Origin of the sequence: Enterobacter pseudoroggenkampii (genome assembly GCF_026420145.1) — a bacterium.
Taxonomy (GTDB): domain Bacteria; phylum Pseudomonadota; class Gammaproteobacteria; order Enterobacterales; family Enterobacteriaceae; genus Enterobacter; species Enterobacter pseudoroggenkampii.
In genome coordinates this window covers 2246243-2265590 of the sequence record NZ_JAPMLV010000001.1, presented here as the reverse complement: position 1 = coordinate 2265590, position 19348 = coordinate 2246243, and the positions used below count along the sequence as shown (strand labels likewise).

Sequence of the window (19348 nt, the reverse complement as noted above, 5' to 3'; positions counted from 1 at the left end):
GGGCATGTTATGGACGGGAATTAGGAATGATCCGAATAACGAGCCATCCTGCCAGAACCAATGAAAATTGTGATGGATATCATATACCCGCCCGATTTTCCTAAAAGATATTCCAGCAGACGCTGGCGCGAATCAACACCCTTCATTTGGTGGGGCGGTGCAATTTCATTCTGACTAAGTGGACTGAATTGTACAAAAAAATAAGCCCGCGTAAGGGAGATTACGCAGGCTAAGGAGGTGGTTCCTGGTACAGCTAGCATTTATGGGTTATGTTTTTCAGCGGAGGGATAATACCCGTATTGAACGAAGCGGTATGTGATCCGATTCTAAGAATTATCCCAGCGCGAAAAAATTTCCCTGATTGACTATTTGCCGTGTGGGTTTCGGGTGCTTTCACCGTTGAAGTTACGCATCAGCAGGGCGAACTTCAGCTCCACCTCTTCCGGAACCGGCAGCCAGACGGTATGACCATCACCCGGTGCCACCTCAATCTTTTCACCTTTACCGTTTTCCAGATGTTCCAGCGTGAAGTTCATGTTGCCCTGCGGGGTCATCAGCTCCAGGCTGTCGCCTTTGGTAAACTTGTTTTTTACCGCGACGGCCGCCAGCGCGCCTTTGCGCTCGCCGGTGAAGTCACCGACAAACTGCTGGCGCTCGGAAACGGAGTAGCCGTGCTCGTAGTTCTGGTAGTCGTCGTGGGTATGACGGCGCAGGAAGCCTTCGGTATAGCCGCGGTGCGCCAGGCCTTCCAGAGTTTCCAGCAGGCTGGTATCGAACGGTTTACCGGCGGCCGCATCGTCGATGGCTTTGCGGTATACCTGCGCGGTACGCGCGCAGTAGTAATAGGATTTGGTGCGGCCTTCAATCTTCAGGGAGTGCACGCCCATCTGGGTCAGACGCTCGACGTGGGCGATGGCGCGCAGATCTTTCGAGTTCATGATGTAGGTGCCGTGCTCGTCTTCAAAGGCTGTCATGTACTCGCCCGGACGTTTGGCTTCTTCAATCATAAACACGCTGTCGGTTGGCGCGCCGATGCCCAGCGTCGGCTCAACGTTGGTCACCGGGATCGGCTCGTGCTTGTGAACGATGTTGCCGACGTCATCTTCTTTGCCTTCCTGGACGTTGTATTCCCAGCGGCAGGCGTTGGTGCAGGTGCCCTGGTTCGGGTCGCGCTTGTTGATATAGCCGGAGAGCAGGCAGCGGCCAGAGTAGGCCATGCACAGCGCGCCGTGAACGAAGATTTCGATTTCCATATCCGGCACCTGGGTGCGGATCTCTTCGATCTCTTCAAGGGACAATTCGCGAGACAGAATGACGCGGGTCAGCCCCATCTGCTTCCAGAACTTCACCGTCGCCCAGTTGACGGCGTTAGCCTGTACGGAGAGGTGAATATCCATCTCCGGGAAATTCTCCCGAACCAGCATGATTAAGCCCGGGTCCGACATGATCAGCGCGTCCGGCCCCATATCCACCACCGGCTTCAGGTCGCGAATGAACGTTTTCAGCTTGGCGTTGTGCGGCGCGATGTTGACCACCACGTAGAATTTCTTGCCCAGGGCATGCGCTTCGTTGATGCCGAGCTGCAGGTTCTCGTGGTTGAATTCGTTGTTACGTACGCGCAGCGAATAGCGAGGCTGGCCCGCGTAGACAGCATCGGCACCATAGGCGAAAGCGTAACGCATATTTTGCAGCGTTCCCGCCGGGGAAAGGAGTTCCGGTTTAAACATGTTTGTTCTCGTTCTGATGACAGGTCAGATCCGCGGCACCAGGTGCAGCGGTAAGGGGAGATCCCCCACTTTAAGGGCGGGCATTGTAGCGCTGCGGGGCGGGGAGGTAAAGCGCCGGGTCGCGTCACCGCTCTCCCGGCGCGCGTCGTGCTGTCAGGTGTTGTCTTTTACCGTCTGGGTAGACCCGTTAGTTTTGACCGAGGCGATGCCCTTATCACACGATTGTTCCGTTGCATAAAGCTGGCTGCTGCCAATCACCTGATGGTTGCCCGCCTTTAGATTGAAATGGAACTTACCGTTAGAGGCCGTTTTCTTCTCATAGCGCTCGTCCAGGGGGCTGTTCGTGCGTACGGAGGCAATGCCGTTTTCGGCGGCACTTTTGCTGGTGTAAAGCTCGCTGGTCAGAACGATCTCTCCGTTTCCAGCCTTCAGCACAAACCTGAACTGACCATCACTGCTTTTACTTAATTCGAACCAACCAGACATAGGAACTCCTTGATCGAAAGTAAAATGAGAGGCACCAGTTATCAGTAAGCGAACCGGTAAAAAGAGTATGGTTGATTCCTGAATTGATTCCAGAAAAGAAAAACCCGCCTTAGGGCGGGTTTCTTCGTCGAAAGGTCACGCAATCCTGCACGCATCCGCTTCCCAGCGATACCCCACGCCATACACCGCGCGGATAAAAGACTGCTCGGCGTCCAGCGCCTCCAGCTTGCGGCGCAGGTTTTTGATATGGCTGTCGATGGTGCGGTCGGTCACCACGCGGTAATCGTCATACAGGTGGTTCAGCAGCTGTTCGCGGGAGAAGACTTTTCCCGGCTCGTGGGAGAGGGTTTTCAGCAGGCGGAACTCCGCAGGGGTCAGGTCCAGCAGCTTGCTGCGCCAACTTGCCTGGAAGCGGCTTTCGTCGACAATCAGCGGGCTTTCGGCGTCCAGCACCTGAAGCTCGCGCTGCGGCCTGCAGCGGCGCAGAATGGTTTTCACGCGGGCGACTACCTCGCGCGGACTGTAGGGCTTGCAGATGTAGTCGTCCGCGCCGATTTCGAGCCCCAGCAGGCGGTCAATCTCTTCAATTTTGGCGGTGACCATGACGATCGGGACGTCGGAGAAGCGGCGAATTTCCCGGCACAGGGTCAGGCCATCGGTCCCGGGAAGCATCAGATCCAGCAGGATCAGGTCAGGTGGGGTCTGGCGCACGTACGGCAGCACCTGGTCGCCGTGGCTTATCAGTGACGGGGCATAGCTGGCCGCGCGTAAATAGTCGATCAGCAGCTGTCCCAGCTTGGGTTCGTCTTCGACGATCAAAATGCGCGGCGTGTTTTCGTCAATCGGTAACTCGGTCATACTTCTCTCGATAAATCCCGTTCCAGAGGTAACTCTACTGTAATGCTAACCCCGCCAAAAGGCGAATGGGCGGCGCGGATCGTGCCATTATGCGCCTCGACGATATTAACGCAAATCGCCAGCCCCAGACCGGATCCGCCGCTGGCGCGATTGCGGGAGCCTTCGGTACGGTAAAAACGTTCAAACAGTTTTTCCAGCTGCGCGTCCTGCACGCCGGGTGCGGAATCCGCGAAGGTAAGGGCAAAGCGCCCGTTTTCCTGTCTGCCGGAAATCAGCAGCCCGCCGCCGCTATCGGTATAGCGCAGGCTGTTTTCCAGCAGGTTGTTGAACAGCTGCATCAGCCGGTCTTTGTCGCCAAACACCACCGCGCTGTCCGGCAGGGAGAGGTCGATTTTCAGGTTGCGGCTGGCAAAGCGTTCGCGGAAGGCGCCGCTCGCCACCTCCAGCACGTTAATGACGTCTACGGGCGCCTTCTGGTAGGCCAGTGCGCCTTCGTCGGACATAGAGAGCTGGTGGAGATCGTCCACCAGCTTGGTGAGCGTGCCCACCTCCGCCTGCAGGGAAGCCACCGATTCGGGCGTAAACTGGCGCACGCCGTCCTGAATGGCCTCGAGCTCGCCGCGCAGCACCGCCAGCGGCGTACGCAGCTCGTGTGAAATATCGGCCATAAAGTCGCGGCGCATCTGCTGGTTTTTCTCAAGCGTGCTGGCGAGCTGGTTAAAGTCCTGCGCCAGCTTGCCCAGTTCGTCCTGGCTGCGGGTATCGACGCGGGTGGTGAAATCCCCGGCGGCGAGCTTGTGCGTGCCTTCCACCAGGCGTTTCACCGGGGCGAGCAGACCGCGCGCCAGCGGGAAGGTGGCGAGCGCGGCGAGCAGCGTGGAGAGCGCGACAATCAGCCAGCTTGTGCGACGCTGCTGGCGGTCAAAGTTGATGTCGGTGTTGCGCGTCAGGCGCTCCACCGGGGAGGCGATCACCCAGCCAACGGTGGCGTTATTGACTTTAATCGCCCGCCGGGTGCCGTCCGGCGGTATCGGCGCGCGCGGGCCAACCAGGGGGCGCATATCCTGGTCGATTACCCAGAACTGGGTGCGCCAGCCGTGCGGCGGCATGCCCGGGCCCGGACGATCGTCGCCAGTATCGTGCTCCAGCGAGCGCAGGATCTGGAAAATAAAGCGATCATTGTTGCGCAGAAAACGCCAGTTGCCGTGCTGGGCGTACTGTTCACTCAGCGCATCGCTCAGTCCCTGCAAACGCTGCTCATTGCCATGCTTGATGTAATCAATAAAGCCGCGCTCGAAGCTGACCCGCACCGCCCAGTGCATGGTGATCAGCAGGACAATACAGGTGGCGAAGATCGCTACAAAGAGCTTGCCGGTAATACCCGGACGCCAGAATTTCATGAGCCACTCCTTTTGCCGCGCCTAATCACGACGTTCTTGCTGGTATCATCCGGCACTCTGGCGAAGATGAAAGCGGGCAGGGCGATGATGATCGCCATGCTGAGGTAGGTATACATAAAGACCTGATGCGCCACCGGCGTGTCGACGCTGAGGTGGTGCTGACCGTACATGCCGAGCAGTAACCCCGCGATAGTCACGCCCACGCTCATGGAGAGCTGCATCACCATCGACAGCAGGCTGTTGCCGCTGCTCGCCAGATCGTCCGGCAGGTCTTTTAGCGTGAGGGTATTCATCGACGAGAAGCGCATGGAGTTGATGATCCCCTGGCAGAACAGCACCAGCGGCAGGAGGTAGTACCAGCCCATCAGCGCCACGGCCATAAACAGCAGGCTGGCCAGCGCCAGCCCCAGCGTGGCCGCCACCAGCACGTGTCGATAGCCAAAGCGGTTCACCACCTGCACCACAATGCGCTTCATTCCCATGCTGCCGAGCACCATCGGAATCATCATCAGGCCCGCGTGGAATGGCGAAAAACCCATGCCAATTTGCAGAAAAATGGGCGTCATAAACGGCAGCATCCCGCTGCCGATGCGTCCGGCGAAGCTGCCAGACAGGCCCAGACGGTAAGTGGGGTTTTTAAACAACGCCAGGCTGAACAGCGCCTTGTCGTTTCCTCTGGCGTGCCACAGATACCACAGTATGGCGGTAACACCGAGCGCGATCAGGAGCCCGAGCGTCAGGGGCGAAATCCCCAGTCCTTTTTGCCCGTCGAGCGCCAGGGTGAGCGTGGCCATACCGGCGGCCAACAGGATAAAACCGAAGAAATCAAAGCGCCGGGTCTGCATTTTGTAGTTCGGCATCAGCGTCAGGGTGGCCATCGCGCCGATGATGCCTACCGGGAGGTTGATTAAGAAGATCCAGTGCCAGGAGGCGTACTCCACCAGCATGCCGCCCAGCGCCGGGCCCAGCAGCGGCCCCACCTGACCGGGCAGGGTGACAAAGGTCATCGCCGCCATGTACTGCTCGCGCGGCACAATCTTCATCACCGTTAACCGCCCGACGGGCACCATCATCGCCCCGCCGATGCCCTGCAGAACGCGCGCCATCACCAGCTGGTCGAGGGTATTGGCCTGCGCGCAAAACAGCGAGCCGGTGGTAAACAGCACGATGGCGGTAAAGAAGATATTCCGCACGCCGACCTTATCGGCCAGCCAGCCGCTGGCGGGCAGCATCACGGCAACCGTCAGCACGTAGGAGACAATCACCATGTGCATATGCAGCGGGCTCTCCCCCAGGCTTTTCGCCATGGAGGGGAGGGCGGTGTTGACGATGGTCGTATCCAGCGACTGCATAAAAAAGCCGAAGGCGACTATCCATAATTGCCAGCGAACGTTAGCGGGGAGATCTGTCATCTACTCAGTCACCGTGGTTCTGTTTTTACGCGAAAAGCGCAGCCGCAGGCGGTCGAAGAACAGATAGACCACCGGCGTGGTGTACAGCGTCAGCAGCTGGCTCATCACCAGGCCGCCGACAATGGTGATCCCCAGCGGCTGGCGCAGCTCTGAGCCGTCACCGCCCGAGATCACCAGCGGCAGCGCGCCAAACAGCGCCGCCAGGGTGGTCATCATAATCGGACGAAAGCGCAGCAGGCAGGCCTGGAAGATCGCCTCTTCCGGCGAGAGGTTGCCGTTGCGCTGGGCATCCAGCGCGAAGTCCACCATCATGATGGCATTTTTCTTCACGATGCCGATTAATAGCATGATCCCGATGAGCGCGATAAGGCTGAACGGCGCGCCGAACAGCTCCAGCGCCAGCAGTGCCCCCACGCCCGCCGACGGCAGCGTCGAGAGGATGGTCAGCGGGTGCACATAGCTCTCATACAGGACGCCAAGCACAATATAGACCGTTGCGATGGCGGCCAGAATCAAAATCACCTGCGAGTTCATCGTCTCCTGGAACACCTGCGCGGTCCCGGCAAAGCTGCCGCGCACGGTGGACGGCACGCCAAGCTGGGTCATCGCGCGGTTGATTGCGTCGCTGGCCTCCGAAAGTGATGAGCCAACTGGCAGGTTAAACGAGATGGTCGACGCCGCCGACAGCCCCTGATGGTTCACCGACAGCGGCGCGTTGGCAGGCTGCCAGCTGGCGAAATAGGAGAGCGGAATCGCCTTGCCGTCGTTGTTAATCACAAACATCTTGTCCAGGGCGCTGATGTCCTGGGTATAGCGAGGGTCAACTTCCATCACAACCTTGTACTGGTTCATCGGCTGGTAGATGGTGGAGATCTCGCGCTGGCCGAAGGCGTTGTTCAGCAGGCTGTTGGCGGCTTCAACGTTGATGCCCAGCCGCGACATGGTTTCACGGTCGTAGGTCAGGGCCATCTCGGCGCCGTTGTCCTGCTGATCGGAGTTGACGTCCGCCAGCTCCGGCAGGGCGGCCAGCGCCTTGCGGATCTTCGGCTCCCACTCGCGCAGGGCGGCTAAATCGTCCGAGAGCAACGTGTACTGATAGCTGGCGTTCGCCTGACGGCCGCCGACGCGGATATCCTGAACGGCCATCAAAAACAGGTTGGCCCCCGGCTCTTTGGCGAGCTTCACCCGCAGGCGGTCAATCACCTGCTGGGCGGTTTCGTTGCGCTCGCCGCGCGGTTTCAGGGTAATAAACATCATCCCGCTGTTAACGCGTGACCCGCCGGTAAAGCCGGTCACGTTATCCACGGCTTTGTCTTCACGAATGATCTTCATAAAGTCCTGCAGCTTGCCGCGCATGGCCTGGAACGAAATGCTCTGGTCCGCCTGAATCCCGCCCATCAGCACGCCGGTGTCCTGCTCCGGGAAGAAGGTTTTCGGGATGGTGATGTACATCCAGACGTTGAGCACGATGGTGCCGATCAGCACCAGGCCAACCAGCCGCGTATGGTTCAGCACCCACTTCAGCGATTTGCCGTAGCCTTCCTGCATCGCCATCAGGAAACGTCCAAAGCCTTTGCGGCGCGGCTGCGAGTGCGGTTTGCTGCGCTTGAGCATCCAGCCGCACATCATTGGCGTCAGCGTTAAGGAGATAACCAGCGAAATGCCGATGGCGACGGAGAGGGTGACGGCAAACTCGCGCAGCAGCCGGCCCGGCAGCCCGCCCATCAGCAGCAGCGGCAGGAATACCGCCACCAGAGACAGGCTCATGGAGAGCACCGTAAAGCCCACCTCGCGCGTGCCCTGCAGGGCAGCCTGCAGCGGCTTCACGCCCGCTTCCAGATGGCGGGAAATGTTCTCCAGCACCACGATAGCGTCATCCACCACGAAGCCCGTCGCAATCGTCAGGGCCATCAGCGACAGGTTGTTAAGGCTAAAGCCGCACAGGTACATGGCGGCAAAGGTACCGATCAGCGATACCGGCACGGCCACCGCCGGGATCAGCGTCGCGCGGCCGGATCGCAGGAACAGGAAGACCACCAGGATCACCAGCGCGACGGAGATCACCAGCGTTTGCTCCACCTCTTCCAGCGAGGCGCGAATGGTCGGGGAGCGATCCTGGGCAATTTGCAGATCGATTGCTGCCGGGATGGTCTGCTGCAGGTCCGGAAGACGGGCGCGAATGCTGTTCACTGTCTCGATAATGTTCGCTTCCGGCAGCTTGCGGATCATCAGCAGAATCGCCGGCTTGGCGTTGGTCATCCCGGCGTTGCGCACGTCCTGCACCGAGTCGGTGACGCTGGCCACGTCGCTTAAGCGCACCGCGGCGCCGTTGTTATAGTGGATGATGAGCGGCTGGTATTCCGCGGCGGTTTTCAGCTCGTCGTTAGTGTGGATCTGCCAGCGGTGGCTGTTGTCCTCAATCGCCCCCTGCGGTTTACGCACGTTGGCGTTGCTGATGGCGGAGCGCACGTCGTCCAGCGACACGCCCTGGTTGAATAGCGCCTGCGGGTTTAACCCCACGCGCACGGCGGGCAGGGAGCTCCCGCCGACGCTCACGTCACCGACGCCGTTAATTTGTGAGATTGTCTGCGCCAGCTGGGTAGACGCAAAGTCGTAAAGCTGCCCCTGCGAGTACGTATCCGAGGTCAGCGTCAGGATCATGATCGGCGCGTCGGACGGGTTGGCCTTGCGGTATGTTGGGCGGCTCGGCATCCCGCTCGGCAGCAGGCTTTGTGCGGCGTTGATGGCCGCCTGCACGTCGCGCGCCGCACCGTTGATATCCCGGTCGAAGCTGAACTCCAGAATAATGCGCGTGCTGCCCAGCGAGCTGCTGGAGGTCATCTCGTTGATCCCCGCAATCCGCCCGAGCGAGCGCTCCAGCGGCGTGGCAACGGACGAGGCCATGGTTTCCGGCGAGGCGCCCGGCAGCGAGGCGCTGACCATGATCACCGGGAAATCCACCTGCGGCAGGGGCGCCACCGGCAGCAGCCGGAAGCCCAGCACGCCGCAGAGGGTAATGGCGAGCGAGATTAAGATCGTCGCCACCGGGCGATAAATGAAGAGGGCGAAAAACTTCACTTATGCCTCCTCTTCACGTTTCGGGAAGCGGCTTTTGGTCCACAGCGCCAGGCGGTCAAACAGCAGGTAGATCACCGGCGTGGTGAACAGCGTCAGCACCTGGCTCACCAGCAGACCGCCGACCATGCCGATACCCAGCGGACGACGCAGCTCCGCGCCGACGCCGGTGCTCAGCATCAGCGGCAGCGCACCCAGCAGGGCGGCCAGCGTGGTCATCAGGATCGGACGAAAACGCAGCAGGCAGGCCTGGAAAATCGCATCGCGCGGCGACATGCCCTGCTCGCGCTCGGCGGCCAGGGCAAAGTCGATCATCATGATGGCGTTTTTCTTCACGATCCCGATAAGCAGGATGATGCCGATGATGGCAATCACGTCCAGCTCGCTGCCCGCCAGCATTAATGCCAGCAGCGCCCCCACGCCCGCCGTCGGCAGGGTAGAGAGGATGGTGATCGGGTGGATAAAGCTTTCGTACAGCACGCCGAGCACGATGTACATCGCCACAACTGCCGCGACGATCAGCCAGATGGTGTTGCCCAGCGCAGCCTGGAACGCCAGGGTGCTGCCCTGGAACTGGGTCTGAATGTCGGACGGGAAGCTGAGCTCTTTTTCAGCCGCCTGAATGGCCTCCACCGCTTCGCCAAGAGAATAATTGTCCGGCACGTTGAAGGAAATGGTGGTGGACGGGAACTGATCCAGATGGTTGATCGACAGCGGGGTATAGCGCTCTTCCACCGTGGCGATAGCGCTCAGCGGCACAATGCCGCCGTCTTTGCTGGTCAGGCGCACCGAGTCCAGCCCCGACAGGCCGGGCGTGTTTTCCGTGTCGTGCTCCAGCACCACGCGATACTGGTTGGCTTGGGTGTAGATGGTGGAGATCAGACGCTGACCGAAGGCGTTGTACAGGGCGTTATCCACGTCCGCCATGGTGATGCCCAGACGGCTGGCGGCGTCGCGGTTGACGTTCACATACGCCGCCAGCCCTTTGTCCTGCCAGTCGCTGCTGACGTCGGCGAGCTGCGGCAGGGTGTTAAGCTTATTCACCAGCTGCGGCACCCAGGTGCTGAGGGCATCCAGCGTGGTGGCCTGCAGCGTGAACTGGTACTGCGTGCGGCTGACCTGGGTATCGATGGTCAAATCCTGAATCGGCTGCAGGTAAAGCTCAACGCCCGGCACGCGGGCCACGGCGTTTTGCAGCCGCTCAATGACGGCGTTGACGCGATCGTCACGCTCATCCAGCGGCTTGAGGTTGATCTGCAGACGCGCGCTGTTCAGCGACGGATTGGTGCCGTCCACGCCGACGTAAGCGGTCAGGCTCTCTACCGCCGGATCCTTCATGATGATGTCAGATACCTGCTGCTGGCGCTGCGCCATATTGGCAAAAGAGACCGACTGTGGGGCCTGAAGCGTGCCCTGAATAATGCCGTTGTCCTGGATGGGGAAGAAGCCTTTCGGAATGAAAATCCACAGCATCACGCTGAGCGCCAGGGTGCCGAGCGCCACGCCGAGCGTGGCCCACGGGTGGTTGAGGACTTTCGCCAGCACGCGACCGTAGGCGGCAATAATGCGCTCGAACATGCGCTCGGAGGCGCGCGAGAAGCGGTTTTGCTTGCGCAGGGACTCATGGCTCAGCATGCGGGCGCACATCATCGGCGTCAGGGTCAGCGACACCACGGCGGAGATCAGAATGGCGACCGCCAGCGTCACGGCAAATTCGCGGAACAGCCGCCCGACAATATCGCCCATAAACAGCAGCGGGATCAGCACCGCAATCAGCGAGAAGGTCAGCGAGATAATGGTAAAGCCGATTTCTCCTGCGCCTTTCAGCGCGGCGGCCAGCGGTTTTTCACCTTTCTCGATATAGCGCGAGATGTTCTCGATGACGACGATAGCGTCATCCACCACGAACCCGGTGGCGATGGTGAGCGCCATCAGCGTCAGGTTGTTGATCGAAAAATCGAGGAACACCATCACCGCAAAGGTGCCGACCAGCGAGAGCGGTACGGCGACGGCGGGAATAATGGTCGCCGGAACGTTGCGCAGGAACAGATAAATGATCATCACCACCAGCGCAATCGCCAGCATCAGCTCGAACTGGGTGTCGGTGACCGACGCGCGAATGTTGGTGGTACGGTCGGAAAGCACCTTCACGCTGACCGATTTCGGCAGGCTTTCGATCAGCTGCGGCAGCATGGTGCGGATGCTGTCGGCGGTTTCGATGATGTTGGCACCCGGCTGGCGCTGCACGTTCATCACGATCGCCTGCTGCTTGTTGGCCCAGGCTCCCAGCCAGCTGTTTTCCGCGCCTTGTTCTACGGTCGCCACGTCGCCCAGACGCACCGGCGCGCCGTTCTGGTAGGCGATAATCAGCTGACGATATTCGTCGGCGGACTGCATCTGGTCGTTCGCCGAGAGCGTGACGGCGCGGGTTGGGCCGTCCAGCGAGCCCTTCGCCGAGTTGACGTTGGCATTGCTGATGGCGCTGCGGATGGTCTCGCTGGTGAGCCCCAGCGCGGCGATGGCCTGCGCGTTAAGCTTGACGCGCACTGCCGGGCGCTGGCCGCCCGCCAGGGTGACGAGGCCAACGCCGGAGACCTGTGAAATTTTCTGCGCCACGCGCGTTTCGACCATGTCTTCGACCTGGGTCATCGGCATGGCGGAGGAGGTGACGGCAAGCGTCATGATCGGCGGATCCGCCGGGTTCACCTTGCTGTAGACCGGCGGGTTAGGCAGGTCCGACGGCAGCAGGTTGGTGGCGGCGTTGATAGCGGCCTGTACCTCCTGCTCGGCGACGTCCAGCGACAGCGACAGCTGGAACTGCAGCGTCACGACGGACGCCCCGCCTGAACTCTGGGAGGACATCTGTTTTAGCCCCGACATCTGGCCGAACTGGCGCTCCAGCGGGGCGGTAATGGCGGACGTCACCACGTCCGGGCTGGCGCCGGGATACAGCGTCACCACCTGAATGGTGGGGTAATCCACCTCCGGCAGCGCCGACACGGGCAGGAAGCGATAGCCGATAATCCCGGCGAGCAGGATCGCCACCATCAGCAGCGTGGTGGCGACTGGACGGAGGATAAACAGGCGTGACGGCCCACCTGTAGAGCCTGGGGGCATAACCTGCATCAGGATTTCTCTCCCTGTTTCGCAGGTTCAACCACTTCCACTTTGGCCCCTTCGGTCAGACGGTCAATGCCGTCGGTAACCACGCGGTCGCCTGCGGAAAGGCCAGCGCTGATAACCACCGTCTGGCTGTCCTGAATACCGGTTTTCACCAGGTGCTTGCTGACCTTATTGTCGCTGTTAAGCACCCAGACGAAGTTGCCTTCGTTACCCATCTGCAGCGCAGCGGTGGGGATCACCACCGCGTTTTCTTCGGTGGCGACCAGCATTCGCGCGTTGACAAACTGGTTCGGGAAGAGGGCATCGTCCTGGTTATTAAAGCGCGCCTTCAGCTTGATGGTGCCGGTGGTGGTGTCGATCTGATTATCCAGGCTGAGCAGAGAGCCTTCGCTCAGCTTCTGCTTGTTGGTGCGGTCCCAGGCTTCCACCACCAGGCCTTTACCGGCTTTTTGCGCCTGCACCACCGTCGCAATGTCGCTTTCCGGCAGGGTAAAGACTAAATCAATCGGGTGGGTCTGGGTGATCACCACGATGCCCGTGGTGTCGCCGCTGGAGATTTGGTTGCCGATATCGACCTGTTTCAGGCCCACGCGTCCGTCAATCGGCGCGGTGATGCGGCTCCAGTCCAGCTGCAGCTGGGCGCTGGCTACCGCGGCTTCGTCGGCTTTGATGGTGCCCTGCGTTTCGCTGACCAGCGACTGCTGGGTATCCAGCTCCTGACGAGACACGAGGTTGGTTTTCACCAGCTGCTGATAGCGGGCCAGATCGCGACGGGCGTTGGCGAGGGTCGCGTTGTCTTTCGCGAGCTGCCCCTGCGCCTGGGCGAGGGCGACCTTAAACTGGCTCGGGTCGATTTCGGCCAGCAGATCGCCCGCTTTAACCTGCTGTCCTTCCTGGAAGTGAATAGCCATCAGCTGGCCGTCGACGCGGCTGCGCACCGTGGCGGTGTTGGCGGCGGTAATGGTCCCGAGACCTGTGAGATAGCGAGGAACGGCTTTATTCACCGCCGTCGCCGCCTGGACCGGCGCCAGCGCGCCGCCGCGCATGCCGTGGCGCCCTCCGCCTGTTGGGCGCTGAGCCTGGCTGGTGGCACCAGCGGGTGCGGCGGAATTCGCGGATTGACTGTGCCAGTACCAGGCGGCGGCAAGGACCACCACAATGATGCCAGCGGCGATTGCCCAGCGGGATTTATTACTGCCTTTCATCGTTATACGTTCTCATCCTGAAGACTTCGGGGAATGATACTAGTTTAGTCAGGCAACACAGCGGAAAAATGGAGGAAATATGGAAGACTGTCAGGAATGGTCTGAATGGAGGTAAACGCAAAACGGCAACATCCGTTGCCGTTTTGGGTGTTTTCTCCCTCTCCCTGTGGGAGAGGGCCGGGGTGAGGGCACCAGACCGCACCGCAACAACGCTAGCTAAACATCACCTGCGCCCAGCGTGCCAGCCCTGCGGTAACGGAGCCAAAGTCATCTCCACCCGCAATCGGAATACCCGGCAGCTGTTCCGCCAGCGCTTTTTTAATCAGCGGCGAACGGGCGCTACCCCCGGTCAGGTAGATAACGTCCGGCTTCTCTTTGCCGTTTTCCAGCGCCAGCTGCACCTGTTCCAGAATGCGCTGCAGCGGCTGCGCGAGCGCCGCCTCCAGCCCGTCCTGCGAAATGGCGGTTGCCAGTTCGTCGCTGATAAACGGCAGGGAGACCGCATGTTCAGCGCGATCGGACAGGGCGATTTTGCTCTCTTCCGCGGTACGCACCACGCGGTAGCTCAGACGCTGGCGCCACACTTTATAGAGCAGGGCGACTTTTTCACCGTCCTGCGCATCACGCACCAGATCGTTCAGGAAGCGGCCGTTGGCGGTGCTGTAAAAATCACTTTGCGCAGGCACATCGTTGATGGCAATCGCGTTCCACCACGGCAGGATCGGCAGGGCGATGCCTTTTTCCGTTTGGCCGCCCATGCCGAGCAGCGGCATCAGGCTCTTAAATGCCAGCGCGATATCAAGATCGTTACCGCCTACGCGGCAGCCGCTATGCCCGAGCAGGCTGTTTTCACGATCGCGACGGTTATGCCACTGCGGGCCCATTAGCAGCAGCGAGCAGTCCGTCGTGCCCCCGCCGATGTCCACGACTAATACGCGTTTTTCTTCAGTCAGTGTGGCTTCAAAGTCCAGCCCCGCGGCAACCGGCTCATACTGAAACACCACGTCGCGGAAGCCCGCGCGGTGCGCCGCACGCTCAAGGATCCCCTGCGCCTGCTGGTTGGCCTCGTCGCCGCCCAGCCCCTGGAAGTTGATCGGACGGCCAATCACCGCCTGGGTAATCGCATTGGAGACCTGCGTCTGCGCCTGATGACGAATATGCAGCATCATCGCGCACACCAGGTCTTCGAACAGCGCGACCTGCTGTGGCTTCAGGCCGCTGGCACCGAGGAAGGATTTTGGTGACTTAACGAAGTAGACCTCTTCCGGGTCTTCAATGTAATGCCCGAGCGAAGAGAGACCGAACTGCACGCTGGACGGCGTAACGTCGATGTCTTCCTCGCGGTTAAAGCTGACCGCCCGGCGCAGCAGCGCCTGGGTCTCCGCCGCCGTGGCCGGAACCTGATGGTGACGAAACAGCCATTCGCTCACCGCTTCACGCGTCGGTGCGCAGAGCATAGACGGCAGCAGCGTGCTCTCTTTTTCCATTTTCAGGAGCCGTGGCTGCCCGTTTTGCATAATCGCAACCGAGCAGTTTGCCGTACCGTAGTCAAATCCAATAAACACGATGAATCCCCATGCCGGTGAGAAGGGGCGAGACTTTAACGAAATGTCTGCATGGCGACAACAGGAATATGAAAGCAAGGCAATACAGGGTCTTTCCGTTTATGCTGATAACACTAAAAAAGGAGTAACGATGTATACCCTCACCTGGCTTCCCCCTTATGACTGGCAGTGGATGTTTGACTTTCTTGGCGCGCGTGCGGTAACGGGCATTGAAACCGTCACGCACGACTACTACGAGCGCAGTTTTGCCTGCGAAGGGCATCAGGGGATCTTCCGCGTGACGCCGGATATCGCCACCCATACGCTGACCGTGACCCTCAGCCCGGGGTTAATTCCGGTTGCGCAGACGTGCCTTGAACGCATCGAACGCCTGTTCGATCTTGCCTGCAATCCGCAGCACATCGCGGATACGCTGGGCACTCTCGGTGCTGCCCGGCCGGGCTTGCGTTTGCCGGGAGCGATGGATGCGTACGAGCAGGGCGTCCGGGCGATTCTCGGACAGCTGGTGAGCGTTGCGATGGCGGCGAAGCTGGCGTCGCGCGTGGTGGCGTTATGCGGCGAACCCGTGGCCGATTGCCCGGGCTATCTCTGCTTCCCCACGCCGCAGGCGCTGGCGGCAGCGGATCCTCTGGCGCTGAAAGCGTTAGGTATGCCGGTAAAGCGCGCGGAGTCGCTGATTCATCTGGCGCAGTCGGTCATCGACGGGACGTTTCCGCTTTTCCCACCCGCGAACATAGAGGAGGGGATGAAGGCGCTACAGCAGCGGCCGGGGATAGGGCGCTGGACGGCAAATTATCTGGCCCTGCGCGGCTGGCAGGCGAAAGATGTATTTCTTCCGGATGATTACCTGATTAAACAACGCTTTGCCGGGATGACGCCCGCGCAAATTCGTCGTTATGCCGAGCGCTGGCAGCCGTGGCGCTCTTACGCGCTGCTGCACATCTGGTACACCGACGGCTGGGCGCCGTCAGTTGATGGCGAAATAGCTGGTGTTGAGCAGTAGATCCAGCGGCTGCGGCTCGGCGATGGTGTCACCAAAGATAAAATCAATGCCGATGCCGGAGAGCGTATCCATCATGATGGGCTGGTTACAGGGGCCCGCGATGGTTTTCATTCCCAGACGCTGGGCGTGGCCCTGCACAATGGTCACCATCATCTCATCCATCAGATTGCCATACACGTTGCTTACCACCTCAGCGTCCAGCATCAGATAGTCGGCCATATTCGCGGTCAGGTGGGTAAAGACGTTCATATCGCGTCCCACCTGGCTGAAGATCACGCGGCAGCCCGCCTGGCGAAGCTTTTGCAGACTCCGCTGCAGGTTTTTATCCGGGCTGCACACCACATCGGCAGAGATAACCAGATGTAGCAAACGACCCGGCATGGGGCTTTTATCCAGCAGGTCGAGAAGCTCATCGACCAGCGTCACGCTGGCTAAACCGGCCTCAGAAAGCGGCAGTGCCACACCCATGCCTTTACTGGCGATCTGGGCTGCATAGGTCCGGAAAAATTCGCTAAAAATACGTCTGTCGAGGGCGTGCAAAAGCTCAGGTTCCGCCAGGCCCGAGCGGAAAGCATGCTCTTCCTGGACTTCGCCCTGACTGGTCCACAGGCGTAACGACAGCAGCCAGAAATTACTGCTTTCCGGGATGCGCGGGGAGGCGACGCTGCGGGCAATTATCATCAGGTGATTGTCTTTAATCATGTGCCACTGTTCATCAAGCGACATCATGCTGCGCGTGTGGTGATCACGCTCCTGCTGGGGTTCATAAACCGTCACCATGCCGCGCCCGCTGTTTTTTGAGGCATAACAGGCAATGTCCGCTTGCGACATGATCTCCGACGCCTGATGGTTATTTTCATCAATCAGCGTGATGCCGGCGCTGGCGCCGATCCGGTGCAGGCGGCCTTCCCACATAAAGTGATAGTCATTGATCGTGTGGATCAGGCGACCGGCAATATAGCGCGCGCTTTCAATATTGCAGTCCGGTAACAGTAAGCCGAACTCGTCCCCGCCCAGACGCGCCAGCACGTCGCTGGAGCGGAGCATGGTCAACATCAGGGAAGAGAGTTCCCGCAGCAGGGCATCGCCCGCCGCGTGGCCTGCCGTATCGTTGACGGCTTTGAAGCGATCGAGATCGATAAAGACCAGGGCATGACGCTGGCGCGTTTCGCGAACGGTCTGCAGGAGGCGTTTGAGATGATTTTCGAAGCTGACCCGGTTTGCCAGATGGGTCAGGGCGTCGTGGGAGGCGCTATAGCTGAGCTGGCGCAGCATTTTGCGCGACTCGGTCACGTCCTGAATCACGATAACTGAGCCAATATTCTGCCCATCCAGCGTGCTGAGCGGCGTAATGCTGTAATGAATATCGAAATTTCCACCGGTACGGCAATTCAGCACCACGTCCTGATCGATATCGGAACGGGACATATCGCCGCTGTGAATATTCTCCATGAGCGGCCCTTTTTCACCAAAGGTGATGTGCAACACCTTCAGGATCGGCTGGCCGATAGCCTCGGTCTGCAGCCAGCCGCTCATTTTCTCTGCCACCGGGTTCATAAAGGTGACGTTCATGTTGATATCGGTACACAGTACCGCTTCACCGATAGAATCGAGGGTGATGTGCAGACGCTCTTTTTCCTGGAAGAGGGCTTCGTTGAGCTGCTTAACCTCGGTCATGTCCATGTTGATGCCGAGCAGCCGTTCGACCTCACCCTGCTTATTAAGCACCCGGTTCGCCAGGGAGCGAATATGGCGCACGCCTTCCTTCACGCGAATGCGAAATTCCAGCTTAAACGGCAGACGGGAAATCAGAGAGTCCCGCAGCACCTTCTCTGCGTGGGCGCGATCTTCCGGCAGCATCGTGTCATGCCAGAGCTGCCAGGTGGGCTTGATGTGCGGCGGGATTTCATACAGCTCAAACATCCGCTTGTCCCAGCTGATAATGTCTGGCTCCAGATCCCACTCCCAGATGCCGATGCCGCCCGCTTCGTTAGCAAGCGTAATGCGCTCCATCAGGCGCTTATTGACCCATTCGGTCTGCTTCAGGTCGTTAATGTCTTCAATCTGGGCGATAAAATAGAGCGGCGAGCCGTCGGCATGACGCACGACGGAGACGGCCAGCAGTGCCCAGACCACTTCCCCGTCGCGGGTGTAATAGCGCTTCTCGAGGGTATAGGTATTGATATCGCCATTGACCAGCTGTTCAAGCTGTTCCAGGTCGGTGTGCAGATCTTCCGGCCAGGTGAGCTGCTGGAAGGTCAGCGACTGGAGCTCAGTCTGGCTGTAGCCGAGGAAATTGCACAGCGCCTTGTTAGCCTGAAGCCATTTGCCCTCAATGCTGACCAGCGCCATACCGATGGCCGAATACTCCATCGCATTGCGGAAGCGCTCCTCGCTTTCGGTGATGTGTTTGCGCTCGGCGCGGAAGGCGTACATCACCATGGTCATCACGTTAGCGGGCAGGAGCAGCATCAGGAACGGCAGCCAGGGGGCGTTCAGCATCGGCCCGGCGTGCTGCGTGGTCAGCGCCAGAGGGTTACGGGCAATCATCAGCGACACAACCATTACGGTGACCAGAAACACCATGAACGCTTCCATCCGTGGCAGGCGCACGGCGCTCCACATCAGCAGAACAATCACGCAGGTGAAAGGCCACGGCAGCCAGGTGATGGCTGCCCAACTGAGGGCTAACGTTACGGCCAGCGTGGTCAGCGTTTCCAGCAGCAATCTCGGGTCACGGTGGCGCAGCAGATAATGGGGTTTAAACAGCAGGCCCAGCGGCACCAGCGCCAGCGCGCCAATGGCTTCTGACAACACCCAGACGAAGAAATTGCGCAGGGGTTCAGGGCCGGGTGCCAGCAGAGACACCAGAATACCGCCCACCAGCGGCGGAACCAGCGCGCTGCCGATGGCCACGCGGATCCAGTCGTTCAGATTCTGCAGCGGGTTGTACCACGGGAGCCATTTGCGCAGAAACAGCGCGCCGATAGCGGCCTCAATGACGTTGATAGAAGGGTAGATGAAGCTGACCGACCCCCATGAAAACAGCATCCACGAGGCCAGAACATTGCCGAACGAACAGGCCAGGGCGATTCCCGGCCACATTTTCCCCGCATGGCGGTAAAACGCCACCATCATAATGGCGGTGGGGAACCAGAGCGGGGCCAGCAGGGTACCGAAGCGGGTGAGCTCCAGCGAAAATAAGGTAAAGATAAAGGTGACCAGGCCCAGACAGACAAGTCGTATTAGAGGATGTGGGGTGGTAACCAAAACCCGCTGGTATTGTTTATTCATTACCGCTTTATCCAGAGACGTCATGCCGTCAGGGAAGATGTCCGAACGCGTGAATTTGATAATTTGGTTTATGCTAGTACAAACAATTTACAATTCATATGGTGACCGCTCAGAATTTGACACCATAGACTTATTAAATACTTACTCCGTTAAAAAAAACGATTAAACGCTGAAAAAACGTTCATTTAAATTTCACTCAG

11 protein-coding genes are annotated in these 19348 nt (G+C 59.6%); 1 reads left to right on the top strand and 10 read right to left on the bottom strand.

The window, feature by feature from the left end; translation table 11 throughout:
- Positions 1 to 365 precede the first annotated feature (365 nt).
- The 9 genes from trhP to yegD form a co-directional block, all read right to left on the bottom strand.
- A complete protein-coding gene (trhP, locus tag OTG14_RS11075; protein WP_267215063.1) occupies positions 366 to 1727 on the bottom strand; it encodes a prephenate-dependent tRNA uridine(34) hydroxylase TrhP in 1362 nt (453 codons plus the stop codon).
- A gap of 153 nt (positions 1728 to 1880) precedes the next feature.
- Positions 1881 to 2213, bottom strand: a complete 333-nt coding sequence (locus OTG14_RS11070) for a YegP family protein (RefSeq protein ID WP_267215062.1) — start codon at positions 2211 to 2213, stop codon at positions 1881 to 1883.
- Positions 2214 to 2348: 135 nt separating this feature from the next.
- Entirely contained in the window at positions 2349 to 3071 is a 723-nt protein-coding gene (baeR, locus tag OTG14_RS11065; RefSeq protein WP_024908120.1) for an envelope stress response regulator BaeR, read from the bottom strand.
- Complete coding sequence (gene baeS / locus OTG14_RS11060) at positions 3068 to 4471, bottom strand: envelope stress sensor histidine kinase BaeS (RefSeq protein ID WP_039025016.1); 1404 nt, start codon at positions 4469 to 4471, stop codon at positions 3068 to 3070. The genes baeR and baeS overlap by 4 nt, the downstream gene beginning before the upstream one ends.
- Positions 4468 to 5883 (bottom strand): MFS transporter, encoded by a 1416-nt coding sequence (gene mdtD / locus OTG14_RS11055; protein WP_267215061.1) that lies wholly within the window; start codon positions 5881 to 5883, stop codon positions 4468 to 4470. The genes baeS and mdtD overlap by 4 nt, the downstream gene beginning before the upstream one ends.
- Positions 5884 to 8961 (bottom strand): multidrug efflux RND transporter permease subunit MdtC, encoded by a 3078-nt coding sequence (mdtC, locus tag OTG14_RS11050; RefSeq protein ID WP_090419599.1) that lies wholly within the window; start codon positions 8959 to 8961, stop codon positions 5884 to 5886. It abuts the gene before it with no gap.
- Positions 8962 to 12084 (bottom strand): MdtB/MuxB family multidrug efflux RND transporter permease subunit, encoded by a 3123-nt coding sequence (locus tag OTG14_RS11045; RefSeq protein WP_267215060.1) that lies wholly within the window; start codon positions 12082 to 12084, stop codon positions 8962 to 8964.
- Positions 12084 to 13286, bottom strand: coding sequence for an MdtA/MuxA family multidrug efflux RND transporter periplasmic adaptor subunit (locus OTG14_RS11040; RefSeq protein ID WP_090419606.1), 1203 nt, complete (start codon positions 13284 to 13286; stop codon positions 12084 to 12086). Before OTG14_RS11040 ends, OTG14_RS11045 begins: the two co-directional genes overlap by 1 nt.
- 212 nt (positions 13287 to 13498) lie before the next feature.
- The gene (gene yegD / locus OTG14_RS11035; RefSeq protein WP_048992955.1) at positions 13499 to 14851 is read right to left on the bottom strand and encodes a molecular chaperone; all 1353 of its coding nucleotides are present in this window, start codon (positions 14849 to 14851) and stop codon (positions 13499 to 13501) included.
- A gap of 130 nt (positions 14852 to 14981) precedes the next feature.
- On the opposite strand from yegD, the gene alkA reads away from it, so the two are divergent.
- On the top strand, positions 14982 to 15854 hold the full coding sequence (gene alkA / locus OTG14_RS11030) for a DNA-3-methyladenine glycosylase 2 (RefSeq protein WP_267215059.1): 873 nt from the start codon (positions 14982 to 14984) through the stop codon (positions 15852 to 15854).
- Here alkA and OTG14_RS11025 read toward each other — a convergent pair.
- A complete protein-coding gene (locus tag OTG14_RS11025) occupies positions 15819 to 19148 on the bottom strand; it encodes a diguanylate cyclase (RefSeq protein ID WP_048992960.1) in 3330 nt (1109 codons plus the stop codon). The two genes, alkA and OTG14_RS11025, sit on opposite strands and share 36 nt — an antisense overlap.
- Positions 19149 to 19348: the final 200 nt, after the last annotated feature.